This window comes from Bacillus sp. T3, from assembly GCF_033449965.1.
Lineage (GTDB): Bacteria > Bacillota > Bacilli > Bacillales > Cytobacillaceae > Bacillus_BU.
Genome location: NZ_CP137761.1, coordinates 1947294 through 1961029 on the forward strand (window position 1 = coordinate 1947294; position 13736 = coordinate 1961029).

Genomic DNA, 13736 nt, shown 5'->3' on the forward strand with positions numbered 1-13736 from the left:
GCAGCGGGACAGGTGAGACCCCGCAGGCGCGAAGCGGCGAGGAGGCTCACCGCCCGCCCCTAAGGTCCGCGAAGCGCCTGGAACGGAGATCAACAGCCCACATTAATGGGAAAAATAAATAAACTGCAGGCAAACCCAATTTATATTGAGTTTGTCTACAGCCTAAGACTAAAGTAGCTTTTAGTCTTTCCTACAAGTAAAGAAAGTATATAAGTTTGATGGGTGCCTAGCTCCAGGCGCCATCGGCTCGAGGTCACAAGCCAATCCGTCCAAAAGGTTAAAGTACAACCTTTCGGCCGGCTCGTCTTGTGCTTGTCGCCGATAAACAGGCGCCTTGCGCTTTTCTAGTAGTTATTGAATTCTTTTTTCGACTTGCTGACAGATTTCATCTGCCGTTAATCCATTCGCTTCGATAACGGAAGCGCTAGTTGTCGTGCCGCTCATACCCATCACATTAGAATCCAATCCAGTAATGACACAGCAATCACAGCCCTGTGCGTCCTGCTCCTGCTTCAATTCAACAATATCATACCCTTTTTCACGAAGGGCTTGTTGAACATCAGTTAAAGATTGCTCTACACCAATTTTAGCCAAATCAAACACCTCCTCACAAAATCTAAGTTTTCCAAACCTAAGCAAAAATATTCTCGTTCATTTTGGAGAAAATAATCTCTAGATTGTTAGTAGAGGGGAGGTGTAGGGGTGAGTAAACGAAAAAAAGACCCTTCAACAATAGGACTTAGTTCGCCGCAGGTAGAAGGTCAAGGAACAACCAATATGGAAACAGGTGCTCGTGCTGAAGATTCCTCACGTAAGAAGCAAAAACGTTCCTAAAAATAAAAGGGGTCTGACTCAAACTAATTTTTGTAAACTAGTCGAGTCAGACCTATTATATTTTAGAATTAAGCCTCATTGTACATTTCGGCGATTTCCTTTTGAAGCTTCGTATCATCAAGATACTCATCATAGGTCAATTGTTTATCAATCACGCCATTTGGTGTAATTTCAATGATGCGGTTGGCGATTGTTTGAATAAATTGATGATCGTGAGATGAGAAAATTAATGAACCTTTAAAGTTTATCAAGCCATTATTTAATGCCGTAATGGATTCAAGGTCTAAGTGGTTTGTAGGCTCATCAAGCAATAGAACGTTTGCGCCACTTAACATCATTTTTGAAAGCATACAGCGAACCTTTTCGCCACCTGATAGTACATTCGCCTTCTTTAAAACTTCTTCACCAGAAAATAACATTCTACCAAGGAAGCCGCGTAGGAAGCTTTCGCTGTCATCTTTAGGTGAGAATTGACGAAGCCAGTCAACAAGGTTTAGCTCACTGCTTTCAAAGAATTCAGCATTATCCTTCGGGAAATACGCTTGGGAAGTTGTGACACCCCATTTATAAGATCCACTATCTGCCTCAAGTTCTTCCGGTTAAGATTTTAAATAAAGCTGTTTTCGCTGCTTCATTAGGTCCAACAAGAGCAATTTTGTCACCTTTGTTCATAATCAGATTGAAGTCCTTTAATACAGAAACCCCATCTAAATCCTTGTTTACACCTTCAACTCGTAATAAATCATTTCCGATTTCGCGTTCAGGTGTAAATCCAACATAAGGATATTTTCTTGAAGACGGACGAATATCGTCTAACGATATTTTATCTAATAATTTTTTACGTGAAGTTGCTTGCTTTGATTTAGATGCATTCGCACTAAAACGGGCAATAAAGGCTTGGAGTTCTTTAATTTTTTCTTCTTTCTTTTTATTAGCGTCCTGTGTCATTTTAAGTGCTAATTGGCTGGACTCATACCAGAAATCATAGTTACCGACATAGATTTGAATTTTTCCAAAGTCTAAATCAGCAATATGTGTACATACCTTGTTTAAAAAGTGACGGTCATGGGAAACAACAATCACTGTATTTTCAAAATTAATTAGGAACTCTTCTAACCATTGAATCGCCTTAATATCAAGATGGTTTGTAGGCTCATCAAGTAATAAAACATCCGGTTTGCCAAAAAGAGCTTGCGCAAGCAATACTTTTACCTTTTCGCCACCAGATAATTCAGCCATTGTTTTATAATGGAGATCTTCTTCGATTCCCAAACCTTTTAAAAGAATCGCTGCTTCAGATTCCGCTTCCCAACCATTTAATTCTGCAAATTCTCCTTCAAGTTCCGCGGCTCTCATACCATCTTCATCAGTAAAATCAGCCTTCATATAAATGGCATCTTTTTCTTGCATTATTTCATAAAGTCTTGTGTGGCCCATGATAACGACCTTTAACACTTCATGTTCTTCATATTCAAAATGGTTTTGTTTTAAAACTGCAAGTCTTTCGCCTGGTCCCATTGAAACGTTACCTGATTGCGCCTCAATTTCTCCTGACAATATTTTGAGAAATGTTGATTTTCCAGCGCCGTTTGCACCAATTAAACCGTAGCAATTGCCAGGATTAAATTTAATATTCACATCCTCGAACAACTTGCGGTCTCCGTACCGTAAACCTACATTACTAACTGTAATCATTTATAATCCTCCAAAAACATAATCTACGAAATTATAACATAAAAAACGGACAGAGCGAACGATTTAGAGATATTAATGGTTCTTTCCACATACTAGTGGAGTAAAATGATAATACAGAAAATTCAAGAATGCAAAAAATTTGGTTTCTTTTTTTGATTTTTTCATTTTTTTTACTACAATTTGGTGTACAATAATAGTAATGAATCGGGTAGGATAAAGGGGTTATGATGATGGTTAAAAATCATTTAGTTGATTTCGTCAACAAATTAAAAGAATCAGGAATTAACGTCAGCTTTACAAAGCCTAGATCTCAGTTTGTTTTAACACTAGTTCAACCGAATCATGCTCCATCAATGACGATTAAATCTTAACATAAAAACAAGCGGTGAATGTTCTTTCACCGCTTGTTTTTTATATTTCCTTCATGATTTTATTGAACACTTCTTTATTATTAAAGTCTTCTCCCATTGGGAACTTCTTAATAAACTTATTGTTTTCGTCGACTAAGAAGGTAAGGGATGTATGTACAAAATATCCATCTCCAGGGTCGCGGAATTGGAATTTAAATGGTTCTGCTGCTGACTTAATTTCTTTCAAGTCTTGCTTAATATTGTTAGGGTCACCAGTTAAAAAGATCCAGTTACCGTCATTTTCAATATCAAAGTTTTTCATGTAGGTTGTTAATGCTTCAGGTGTATCGTTATATGGATCAATTGTTATCGTAATAAATTGTATCTTATCCCCAAAGACACCCTCTTTTTCTAGTTGCTTTTTTAATAAATTCATTTTTTGTGTGGTCGTTGGACAAATATCGGGACAATTAATATACATAAATTCAACCAATTTTAGCTTTTTATCAGCTTCTTTAAATACGTATGGATCCCCATTTTGTGTAACTAAAGATACGTTGTCTGGGATTGTTGCATTCGCGTCCCGTAAGACGAAAAAAAGAATTCCAGAGGTAATACCTAATATGATAAGCGCTGTGGATATAAAATATACTTTCTTCACCAAAATCCCTCCCCATTTAAAGATAAGGAAAAAACTCACATAATCATATGGACATTTTGTGAACACTTTCGATATAATTCCAATTTTCTAGAAATTAAGAAGAAATGTTTGTAAAAAAATAAAATTCTGAATATATTGATAAATAACGAAAATTAGGATAGTATTATTTAAATATATAGATAAAATTAAATCTGTGTTTATAGGGGAAAAGGAGATCTTCTTACATTAATGTGGGTGAACACTGCCTGTTCATTCGTTATTTGAATAAAGGGGGATTTCTTTTGAAATTAGGAAGAGTCATGTTTATTTTGCTTCAGCTGTTTATTTTGCTATTGATAAACAAAGTTGGGTTTATCGTTGTGGATGTTATTCATCTTCCCATACCTGGAAATGTTATGGGGATGCTGCTTCTTTTCATTTTATTATCTACCGGTGCTGTAAAGTTAACGTGGGTTGACGAGGTCTCGACTTTTTTAATAAAGCATTTATCATTCTTTTTTATTCCTGTTTCTGTTGGCTTGATGACCCTCGCACCATTATTTCTAAAGAACGGTTTAGCACTGCTTGTTGTTCTAGTTATCAGTACATTAGTTGGAATTCTCGTATCAGGATCTCTTTCGCAGGCGCTAGTAAATAGAAAGGAAGCGATCCGAAGTGAACAGCATCATCACCATCTATAGTATTAGTTTAACAGTCGTTGTATATTGTTTGGTTAGAAAAGTATCTCAAAGGTACCCGTCTCCTTTTACTACACCTGTTTTCCTAGGGACGGCCATTGTGATTTTGATTCTCCTTGGTAGCTCGGTAACCTATAATGAATACGTTACTGCAAAGGATATCATGACTTATCTCCTTGGACCTGCAACAGTGGCACTAGCCGTACCGCTATATCGGAATCGTGGCCTTTTGAGGAAGTATCTTATTCCCGCAATCGTTGGTTTATCCATGGGGACAACGGTAACGATATTGCTTGCCATCTATATTGCAAAAATGTTTCATTTAGCAAAGTATATGTTGGCTTCTCTTAGTATTAAGTCCGTAACGATTCCAGTAGCATCGGAGATTTCGAAAATCATTGGTGCAGATGCCATTCTAGTTGCAGGTATTGTCATGATGACTGGTATGTGTGGTGCGATGTTCGGTCCGTGGTTGATGAATAAATTTAACATTCATCATCCGTTTGCAAGAGGCTTGGCCATTGGGGCAATGGCGCATGGGATTGGAACAGCAGAGGTTGCGAAAGAGGGGGAATTACAAGGAGCTGTAGCTGGAGTTGCAATGGGTATTGCAGCCATCCTGATTTCTACGGTACTTCCATTTGTATTACCTCATTTAATATAGAAAAGATGATTTCCTGAAATTTAGCATTACCTGAACTGGCATACTCGCGTAGTATGTCTTTTTTTGTGGGAAAAATAATTGTGCTTATCGTGATAAAAAAATAGTATGCGATTTTTTATTAAGACTGAGTTAAAGAACCTTGTTGATTTTTGAGCACTCTCTTGTTGGAGTAGAAGGTGCGAGACTCCCCGCGGAAAGGGAGCACCTGGAGCGGAAATCAACAGACATGTTAACCCAGCCTTTATTGCATTAGCTATCTCACATTGGTGATGGTACAATAAATTTTGCACATTCGTGTGAATTTGTTTTTACAGCAGGAGAGGGTAACATGGAAACGAATAAAGTTAGACGAAATATCCTAACCATGAAGGGATTTTATTTATTCACTTTCTTTGGAGTCGGCAGTCTTTATCCATTATTAAGTGTTTATTTAAATGAAGTAGAAGGGTTAACTGGCTACCAAATTGGAACAATCATGTCGATTAGTCCGATTATGATGATTTTTTTTCAACCGATTTGGGGGATGATTGCTGACATAACAAATTCTCCAGTCAAAATATTAACTGGAACAACACTAGTTGCAGGAGTATTCTCGCTTGGATACTTACTTAATCATGCATTTTATTGGTTTATAATCGTGGCCATAATGGTAGCTTTGTTTCAAAGTGCAATCATCCCGATCTCTGATAGCATCACCTTAAAATATTCCAATAAAGTTAGAGTAAATTATGGGAGTATTCGATTGTTTGGGTCATTAGGATTTGGTTTGGCAGTATTTTTTATGGGGCGCCTTTCTGAAATTGATGAAACGGTGATTTTTTATAGTTTTTTTATTTCGCTTACTCTTTCGGCTATTTTATCTAGTAAGTTGCCAAAAGAGAAAGCGATGGGACAAAAACAGCCACTACTAGCAGGCATTAAAGAAATGTTAACTTTTAAAAAATTTATTATTTTTTTAGTGATAACTTTTTTGATTTTTGGACCAAATCTTGCAAATAATACGTATTTTGGATTATTTGTAGAAGAACAAGGTGGGACCTATACTGGAATTGGAATAGCGTTTCTTATTGCAGTACTTTCTGAAATCCCATTTATGAAATTAGCGGGTGCATGGATACATAGACTGGGATTATTGCAGGTTGCCACAATCGCAGGCGTTATTTCATTATTAAGATGGTTTTTCTATTATACAGAGCCAAGTCTGCCTATCGTATATCTCACGGCAATTATGCAAGGCCTGTCAGTCGGTTTATTTATTCCTGCTGGACTTCAATATATACGGGACATAACCCCGGTACAAATGACAGCTACTGCAGTTACTATTTATTCGGCGATTGGAAATGGCTTTGGAAATTGGTTTAGCACTTTCTTTGGTGGATTTTTTTATGACCAAGGAGGAATAAAGATGGTATATTTGTTCTTCAGTGTATTAGCTTTGATTGGGGTAGTATTAAGTATTTGGTTAATAAAGATTGAAAAGGAAGACCCATCAAAACATAAAGTTTTGGCGAGGAATTAGTTCAAAATATTTAATTGGATAAACACTCTTTCTTAGAAAATAATAAAAAGACCATGATGATTTATATAAATTGAAGGAGTGGATAATTTGAATAAAAAGTTAACGTCCTTGAATTATGAAACAACTGCTCCAAAACAATCAACCGTTACGGTTCAAACTGACAGTGCTCTTCCAAATCCAAAAAGTATTCCAGGCGATTCGGTGAATGAACACAAACAGTTAGAACTAGCCAATGCCATATTGGCGGGGGATGAAATAAAACAACAAAACGAAAATTTATAAAAAAAACGGCCGCATTGGGCCGTTTTTTATTCTTCTTTTTTTGATAAACAGCGGTCACATTCCGATAGATATGATTCCGCTTGCTCAAACATGCTCTCGCCACATTCTGGACAAGTTTTATTCGGTAATGTACGGAAAAACTCAACCGGGCTTTGGATTAACATTTAGAATTCCTCCTTTTTAGAAAGACAACGATCACATTCTTGGATATAAGATTGCTCTTGTTCGTTCATATGGCTCCCACATTCTGGACAAACCTTTGTAGACCCTTGGCGGAAATTTTCAACTGGATTTTGATAAATCATTTATATTCCTCCTTTTTATAATACAGATTATTTAAGTTTTCTTCTGTTGTAATACAGTATATTATGATTTGTTGTGTTTGTATAGCCCTTTTTTCGAAAAAATCTAAAAATTTAAAAAATAATTCTTTTGGATTAAATGGGAATAATCAAAAGTAAAAAAAGGAATATGAGAAAGTAAAGAAATTATTTTAGGAAAATGCATGTTTTGTAGAAAATTGTTGAAAAATCGTCAAATTTCACTTCCATTCATAGTGGGAATCTATTACAATCGTTATATAGATATGACAAAAGTTTGATTGGAGAGATGGAAATGGTTGCTACCTCAAGCCCGATTCTAATGATGGTTACGATCATATTAACAATGATGTCGTCATATGCAGCATTAGATCTATTTTCATTGTTGGATTCATCAGATCGGAATAAAAGATTATTATTTTTGGGTGGCACGTTTTCATTAGGGATCGGAATTTGGGTAATGAATTTTTTCGGAATGTTATCTGGAAATATGAATGGTTCGCTAAGTATTCAATTTCAAATTGTCATATTAGCAATCATACTTTCCGTTTCGTTTACTGGAATGGGGCTTTATTCAGTGACAGGAAAATCGATTAAAATGATTAATCTTGCACTTGGAAGCTTTTTTATGACGATGGCCGTTTTTTCAAACTATGTAATTGGCTTGTATTCCCTGAATATAGGTGTTCAATATAATAAGGCTATCATATTATTAGCACTCATTTTAATCTTTGCTGGTTTTTTGTTTTCGTTTTGGATGCTGTTTTATACAAAGAGCTATGTAAGAACTCATCATATTTGGTTAAAACCAATCGGAGCCTTCATTATTGCAGCCAGTATTGTTCAAGGTCACTTCTTGTTCATCCGCGCATCGAGATTTATCTATGATCCACAAAACGAAATACAGCAGATAGCGTCTGAAAACTTAATTTTTTATTTAATATTATTTGTATCGATTATTATTTTAGTAGGATTGCTAAGTACAAGTGCACTAATAAGTAAACGTCTTGCAACTAGCGATACGAACTTAAAGGACATTACAGCAGCACTTGATGAATCTGCCATAGTAGCCATTACGGACTCAAAGGGGATTATAACCTTTGTCAATGACAAATTCGTGGAAATATCGAAATATTCCAAGGATGAGTTGATGGGTGAGGATCATCGAATATTAAACTCAGGAACTCATTCGAAAAAATTTTTTACAGATATGTGGGCAACCATTGGAAAAGGGATGGTTTGGAAGGGTGAAATCCGTAATAAAGCTAAGGATGGATCGCTATATTGGGTGTATACAACCATCATTCCCTCACTAGATAAAAAGGGGAAACCGTATCAATACGTTTCAATCCGGCATGATATTACTGCACGAAAAGAAGCAGAGGCCAATTTGCGAAATTCGATGAAAGAAATTAGTGATATTAAATTTGCGCTTGATCAATCCTCAATTATTGCCTTTACAGATGAAAAGGGAAGAATTACAAGTGTAAATGATAAATTTTGTGAAATTTCCAAGTATGATCGCAGTGAGTTAATTGGGATGGATCACAGACTGTTAAACTCTGGCTATCATCCAAAGACTTTTTTTAGGGATTTATGGCAAACGATAGGACGTGGCGATGTTTGGAAAGGTGAAATAAAAAACGTGGCAAAGGACGGCAGTTTTTATTGGGTTGACACGACGATTGTTCCTTTCCTAAATGATCAAGGAAAACCGTACCAGTATTTGGCGATTCGCAATGATATTACAGAACGAAAGAAAACAGAGGAGACCTTGCATCGCCAGGACAAGCTAGCCGCTGTTGGTCAATTAGCTGCTGGAGTAGCTCATGAAATTCGTAATCCTCTGACTTCAATTAAAGGGTATGCTGAATTTTTACAGCTGGATGAAAAGAACCCAGAAAGGCTTGAGTTCCTTGATATTATTTTAGATGAGATTGAGCGTGTCAATACGATCGTCGAGGAATTTATGGTTTTAGCTAAACCAAAGGCTGCTAATTTGGAAGAAAAGAATATTGTTCCGATCATAAAAAATGTCCTGAATCTGCTGTCATTTGAAGCCAGAAAAAAGCATGTTAAACTTCATTTTTCCTCCTGTGAGGATATCATCCAAGTGGAATGTGACGAAGATCGTTTAAAACAAGTCTTTTTAAATCTTGTGAAAAATGGGATTGAAGCAATGCCAAATGGGGGCGACCTAAGGATATTTACGAACGTTCGTGATCAAAAGGTGGAAATCTCAATCCAAGATAGTGGCATAGGAATTCCTGAAGAAAAAATAAAAAAGCTAGGGGAACCATTTTATACAACAAAAGAGAACGGGAATGGACTTGGTCTAATGGTTACCTTCAAAATTATAGAAAGTCACAATGGCAGTGTGTATATTGAAAGTGAAGTAGACAAAGGAACAACCTTTAATATTGTATTGCCAGCAAGACCTGCATAATAACGTGAGCTGTATCACAGCTTACGTTATTTTTTTCACATAAAATGTACGAAAACGTTCTAAAATATTTTAACATATTCACGTATATTTCTATTAATATAGTGTTAGGGTTTATTATTTTAAAGAAATGCAATAGGAGGGGAAGCTGTGAATACTGGGATTTTTAAAACAGTATGCGGTTATTGTGGTACTGGTTGTGGACTTTTAGTTGAAGTTGAAGACAACCAGATTAAAAGAATTAGAGGAGACAAAGAAGCTCCTGTTAATCAAGGTCAAACATGTGTTAAAGGTGCATTTGCCTATAAATATGTACATGCTCCATCACGACTAAAATCACCACTCATCCGCAAGGCTGGGGAGCTTGTGGAAGCATCGTGGGAAGAGGCAATCCAATTTGTTGCTGACCGTTTATCCTCAATAAAAACAAACTTTGGACCTGAAGCCATTTCGATGTTCGCATGCGCTAGATCGACAAATGAATCGAATTTCATCACGCAGAAGTTTATGAGAACTGTCATTAATAGCAATAATATCGATGGTTGTAACCGAACGTGACACGCTCCTAGCGTCGCCGGTCTGGCGACTGTTTTTGGTAGTGGATCACCTACAAGCAGATTAGAGGATATAAACGAAGCTAAAGTACTATTGTTAATGGGTTCTAATACAACAGATGCTCATCCGATTATCGCTAATCGAATGAAAAAGGCTGCAAAAGCTGGCTTGAAAATTATCGTTATTGATCCTCGCCGAATTGATATGGTGAAGGTTTCGCATCGTCATCTCCAACTAAATGTCGGCTCTGATATCGCATTAATTAATAGCTTCATCCATGTTATTATTAAAGAAGGTTTATATGATGCAGACTTCATTTTGAAAAGAACATCTGAATTTGAAGCGTTGCGTCAAAAGGTGGAGCAATATACTCCTGAATTTGCAGCAGGTATTACTGGATTAACAGCTGATGAAATTATCGAAACAGCACGAGAATATGCAACTTCAGGAAGTTCAATGATTGCTTACACACTTGGAATTACTGAACACCATTGTGGAGTCAACAATGTTTTTGATATAGCAAACTTAGCATTATTAACAGGAAACATCGGAAAAGAAGGAACGGGGATTATGCCGCTCCGTGGTCAGAACAATGTTCAGGGTGCTGGAGACATGGGCTGTCTACCAAACCAATTAACCAGGTGCCATGAGTATAGCCGATGATGAAAAAAGAGCACGTTTTGAAGAGCATTGGGGTGTCGAAATCAACCCGATTGCAGGAGATACGCAAACAAGGACGTTTGACAAAATTGAAAACGGTGCAGTAAAAGCACTGTATGTAGTTGGCGAAAATCCGCTAATGGCTGACGTTCATATGAACCATACAAGAAAACTACTTGAAAAGCTTGATTTCTTAGTTGTTCAAGATATTTTCTTAACAGAAACAGCGCAACTGGCTGATGTTGTATTCCCTGCGAAGTCATGGGGAGAAGTGGATGGGACATATACAAACACAGATCGTCGAGTGCAGCGTGTTCGCAAGGCAGTCGATGCGCATCCAAACATTAAAGAAGACTGGCAAATTCTTTGCGAATTAGCTACACAAATGGGTTATCCAATGTCATATGAGTCTAGTGAGCAAATTTGGGATGAAGTTCGCGAACTAGCTTGGGAAGTTTTTGGCGGTATTTCGTATGCTCGTTTAGAGCAGCATTATAGCCTGCACTACCCATGTTCCGGACGAGAATCATCCAGGAACTTTACTCCTTCATCAGCATTTCCATGAAGATCAGGCAGAGGGAGTGAACAAATCATCCTTTGTACCGGTAGACTACACTGCTCCACTTGAGGAGCCAGATGAGGAATATCCGTTTACGTTAACGACTGGCAGACGCTACGAATCCTATAATACACATTCACAAACGAAGTATTATGCTGATGGCGTGAAAATTAAGCAAACAGAAGAAACGCTTGATATTCATCCGAGTGATGCCGAAGCATTAAATATTGAAGACGGGGAAGTCGTGGAAGTGAAATCCAGACGTGGTCAATTAAAGGTGAAAACAAAAGTTACAGAACAGGTTGTTCCAGGGGCTTGTATTTATGAGTTTCCATTGGAGCGAGGTACCTACCAATGTTTTAACTTTAAATGAATTTGATCCTATTTCAGGAACAGCCGAATTCAAGGCTTGTGCTGTTGCTGTTAATAAATTATAAAAAGTTAGCAGAACCAGTCCAATTATACTGGTTCTGCTTTTTAATTTTTTTTATATTGTGGTTCTGCTAATTCAAGTTCATTCTTCCGTTCCTCAAGATCAGCTTTAATGTCTTGGAAAACGAGCATGGATTGGTGGAAGATTCTTTGTGCATCAGGATCCATCGAATTAAGAGCTAGAGTCGATAACTGAGATTCTATTCCTTTTATTGAAGCGATACATTGGTTAAGATTTGAAGCAATGGTCATTTTTTTCTCCTCCTTATTATTTTAATTCATTTTTTCCCACCAGCCCTTTATCCTGAAATACATGGCAATGGTGATACCAATCGTCAGCATCAAACCTAAGGCTACTCCATAGCCATAGCGCCAACCTAACTCTGGCATATGTTGAAAGTTCATCCCGTATAATCCTGCTAAAAATGTCATAGGTAAAAAAATCACGCTAGCTAAAGTTAATGTTTTCATAATAGCGTTTGTATGATCTGCTTTTAGTGACATTTGCAGATTGTAAATACTCAACAAATTTTCTTTAAACGTATCAAGAGCTGCGATAATTCTGGCCTGATCACTATCTAAATCCTGAAAGTAAAAGTGAGACTCTTCATCTAAAAAGGGGAAGTCTTCCTTTCCGATGATTGCTAGCACAGCTTCTTGAGGCTCGATGATTTGTCTTAATTCATGTAATTTTGATTTCCAACGATAAGCGGTTTTACCGATTTTATTTTCAAAAGGATCCTTAAACACGTCTTTTTCAAGCTGTAGGATTTGGTCCGCTATTTCATCAATGACACTAAAGATAAATTCTGTGCTGTTATTGATGATGTGAAAAAGAATTCGCCCTGTGTGGGACATTTGCTCTGGGTCATCATGAAAAATGTTTAATATAGACTCATAAAGGTTAATAGGGTCCTGTTCCATCATCGTCACAACATAATTGCTTCCAACGAGAATGTTTATTTTTAGAGTTTCGAATTGACTAGTCATAGAGCAAATGGATAACACCACTTCGTTCTTATATTCATTTATTTTAGGTATGTCTGAATAATGAAGCAGATTTTTTTTTGCCAAAGGGTGGATTGGTAATTGCTTAATAAATGAATTTTGATCCGAGGAGGTAAGGTGTAGCCAAACTACCTCATCTACTTTTGGCATCGAAAAGGTGTCGATGTTTTTGATTTGCTTCGTTTTAGTCTCGTAAAGCAGCATGGAAACTCCTTCTTTCGAAAATGTGGGGTTAATAAAGAGCCTGTAATTTGAGGGATGCATTACTAATGTGTCCTGGTGTACAAAAAAAATGCATGGTTATCCATGCATTTAACGGGCAATAACTTTATTTAAAAACTGGGCCATTCTTTTATTTTTCGAATGATGAAAGATTTCTTGAGGGGTACCTTTTTCAATCACTGTGCCTTGATCCATGAAAATAACTTGATCGGCTACATCACGAGCAAACTGCATTTCATGGGTAACAACAACCATCGTCATTCCTTCTTCAGCCAAATCCTTCATCACCTTTAGAACCTCACCAACAAGTTCCGGGTCTAATGCAGAAGTCGGTTCGTCAAATAATAGCACAGCAGGATCCATGGCCATTGCCCGTGCAATTCCAACTCGCTGCTGTTGACCGCCAGAAAGTTGATTAGGATACATTTCGGCACGATCTTTAAGTCCAACTTTTTCGAGTAAAAGTAAAGCTTTTTTTCTTGCTTCTGCTTTTGGGCGTTTTAAAACAATAATCTGACCCTCCATTACATTTTCAATTGCAGTTAAATGTGGAAAAAGATTATAGTTTTGAAAGACCATTCCGGTTTGCCCGCGAAATGAAGTAATTACAGATGAGGGGAGCTTGATTTTTTCATTTAAATTAATCGATTTATTCCCAAGGGTAATTTTTCCTTCATCCGGCATCTCCAATAAATTCAAACAGCGCAATAGAGTCGTTTTGCCTGAGCCAGAAGGCCCTATTATGACTGCTGTCTTGCCCTTTTCAATCGACAAATCGATTCCCCGAAGGACCTCAACATCACGAAATCGCTTATGTAAATTTTCAACGAATATCATTGTTTTCCTCCATTCATT

At 37.1% G+C, this 13736-nt stretch carries 18 protein-coding genes and 1 pseudogene; 11 read left to right on the top strand and 8 right to left on the bottom strand.

Features of this window, described 5'->3' with window-relative positions; all coding sequences use genetic code 11:
• Positions 1-351: 351 nt before the first annotated feature.
• Entirely contained in the window at positions 352-594 is a 243-nt protein-coding gene (locus RGF10_RS10135; protein WP_318508903.1) for a YkuS family protein, read from the bottom strand.
• A gap of 108 nt (positions 595-702) precedes the next feature.
• On the opposite strand from RGF10_RS10135, the gene RGF10_RS10140 reads away from it, so the two are divergent.
• Positions 703-834, top strand: a complete 132-nt coding sequence (locus RGF10_RS10140) for a YuzL family protein (protein WP_318508904.1) — start codon at positions 703-705, stop codon at positions 832-834.
• A gap of 68 nt (positions 835-902) precedes the next feature.
• Here RGF10_RS10140 and RGF10_RS10145 read toward each other — a convergent pair.
• A pseudogene (locus RGF10_RS10145) lies at positions 903-2529 on the bottom strand (ABC-F family ATP-binding cassette domain-containing protein).
• 224 nt (positions 2530-2753) lie between these two features.
• On the opposite strand from RGF10_RS10145, the gene RGF10_RS10150 reads away from it, so the two are divergent.
• The gene (locus RGF10_RS10150) at positions 2754-2900 is read left to right on the top strand and encodes a hypothetical protein (RefSeq protein WP_318508905.1); all 147 of its coding nucleotides are present in this window, start codon (positions 2754-2756) and stop codon (positions 2898-2900) included.
• A gap of 40 nt (positions 2901-2940) precedes the next feature.
• Here RGF10_RS10150 and RGF10_RS10155 read toward each other — a convergent pair whose 3' ends face one another.
• Positions 2941-3540, bottom strand: coding sequence for an SCO family protein (locus RGF10_RS10155; RefSeq protein WP_318508906.1), 600 nt, complete (start codon positions 3538-3540; stop codon positions 2941-2943).
• Positions 3541-3821: 281 nt separating this feature from the next.
• Between RGF10_RS10155 and RGF10_RS10160 the strand changes: the two genes are divergently transcribed.
• The 4 genes from RGF10_RS10160 to RGF10_RS10175 all read left to right on the top strand — a co-directional run bounded on the left by RGF10_RS10160 (position 3822) and on the right by RGF10_RS10175 (position 6682).
• Positions 3822-4220: a CidA/LrgA family protein gene (locus tag RGF10_RS10160; RefSeq protein WP_318508907.1), complete on the top strand. Its 399-nt coding sequence runs from the start codon at positions 3822-3824 to the stop codon at positions 4218-4220.
• Positions 4195-4881 carry an LrgB family protein gene (locus tag RGF10_RS10165; RefSeq protein WP_318508908.1) on the top strand — a complete coding sequence of 229 codons (687 nt, stop codon included), beginning with the start codon at positions 4195-4197 and terminating at the stop codon, positions 4879-4881. The genes RGF10_RS10160 and RGF10_RS10165 overlap by 26 nt, the downstream gene beginning before the upstream one ends.
• A gap of 328 nt (positions 4882-5209) precedes the next feature.
• Positions 5210-6400, top strand: a complete 1191-nt coding sequence (locus RGF10_RS10170; RefSeq protein ID WP_318508909.1) for an MFS transporter — start codon at positions 5210-5212, stop codon at positions 6398-6400.
• Positions 6401-6487: 87 nt separating this feature from the next.
• The gene (locus RGF10_RS10175) at positions 6488-6682 is read left to right on the top strand and encodes a hypothetical protein (protein WP_318508910.1); all 195 of its coding nucleotides are present in this window, start codon (positions 6488-6490) and stop codon (positions 6680-6682) included.
• Between the two features lie 26 nt (positions 6683-6708).
• On the opposite strand, the gene yhfH (RGF10_RS10180) is transcribed toward RGF10_RS10175, so the two are convergent.
• Both yhfH (RGF10_RS10180) and yhfH (RGF10_RS10185) read right to left on the bottom strand, forming a co-directional pair.
• Positions 6709-6846 carry a protein YhfH gene (gene yhfH, locus RGF10_RS10180; RefSeq protein ID WP_318508911.1) on the bottom strand — a complete coding sequence of 46 codons (138 nt, stop codon included), beginning with the start codon at positions 6844-6846 and terminating at the stop codon, positions 6709-6711.
• Positions 6847-6987 (bottom strand): protein YhfH, encoded by a 141-nt coding sequence (gene yhfH, locus RGF10_RS10185; RefSeq protein WP_318508912.1) that lies wholly within the window; start codon positions 6985-6987, stop codon positions 6847-6849.
• Between the two features lie 310 nt (positions 6988-7297).
• Here yhfH (RGF10_RS10185) and RGF10_RS10190 point away from each other — a divergent pair, with 310 nt between their 5' ends.
• From RGF10_RS10190 to RGF10_RS10210, 5 genes are all read left to right on the top strand, one after another.
• Positions 7298-9448: a PAS domain S-box protein gene (locus tag RGF10_RS10190; RefSeq protein WP_318508913.1), complete on the top strand. Its 2151-nt coding sequence runs from the start codon at positions 7298-7300 to the stop codon at positions 9446-9448.
• 147 nt (positions 9449-9595) lie between these two features.
• Positions 9596-10663 carry a molybdopterin oxidoreductase family protein gene (locus RGF10_RS10195; RefSeq protein WP_318508914.1) on the top strand — a complete coding sequence of 356 codons (1068 nt, stop codon included), beginning with the start codon at positions 9596-9598 and terminating at the stop codon, positions 10661-10663.
• Positions 10647-11225: a molybdopterin oxidoreductase family protein gene (locus tag RGF10_RS10200; protein WP_318508915.1), complete on the top strand. Its 579-nt coding sequence runs from the start codon at positions 10647-10649 to the stop codon at positions 11223-11225. The genes RGF10_RS10195 and RGF10_RS10200 overlap by 17 nt, the downstream gene beginning before the upstream one ends.
• A 16-nt stretch (positions 11226-11241) precedes the next feature.
• Entirely contained in the window at positions 11242-11592 is a 351-nt protein-coding gene (locus RGF10_RS10205) for a molybdopterin dinucleotide binding domain-containing protein (RefSeq protein ID WP_318508916.1), read from the top strand.
• Complete coding sequence (locus RGF10_RS10210) at positions 11543-11656, top strand: hypothetical protein (RefSeq protein WP_318508917.1); 114 nt, start codon at positions 11543-11545, stop codon at positions 11654-11656. Before RGF10_RS10205 ends, RGF10_RS10210 begins: the two co-directional genes overlap by 50 nt.
• A 40-nt stretch (positions 11657-11696) precedes the next feature.
• Here the strand turns inward: RGF10_RS10210 and RGF10_RS10215 are convergent, their stop codons facing one another.
• The 3 genes from RGF10_RS10215 to RGF10_RS10225 all read right to left on the bottom strand — a co-directional run bounded on the left by RGF10_RS10215 (position 11697) and on the right by RGF10_RS10225 (position 13718).
• On the bottom strand, positions 11697-11903 hold the full coding sequence (locus tag RGF10_RS10215; RefSeq protein ID WP_318508918.1) for a DUF1657 domain-containing protein: 207 nt from the start codon (positions 11901-11903) through the stop codon (positions 11697-11699).
• Positions 11904-11924: 21 nt separating this feature from the next.
• Positions 11925-12863: a magnesium transporter CorA family protein gene (locus RGF10_RS10220; RefSeq protein ID WP_318508919.1), complete on the bottom strand. Its 939-nt coding sequence runs from the start codon at positions 12861-12863 to the stop codon at positions 11925-11927.
• A gap of 108 nt (positions 12864-12971) precedes the next feature.
• Positions 12972-13718 (bottom strand): amino acid ABC transporter ATP-binding protein, encoded by a 747-nt coding sequence (locus RGF10_RS10225; protein ID WP_318508920.1) that lies wholly within the window; start codon positions 13716-13718, stop codon positions 12972-12974.
• Positions 13719-13736: the final 18 nt, after the last annotated feature.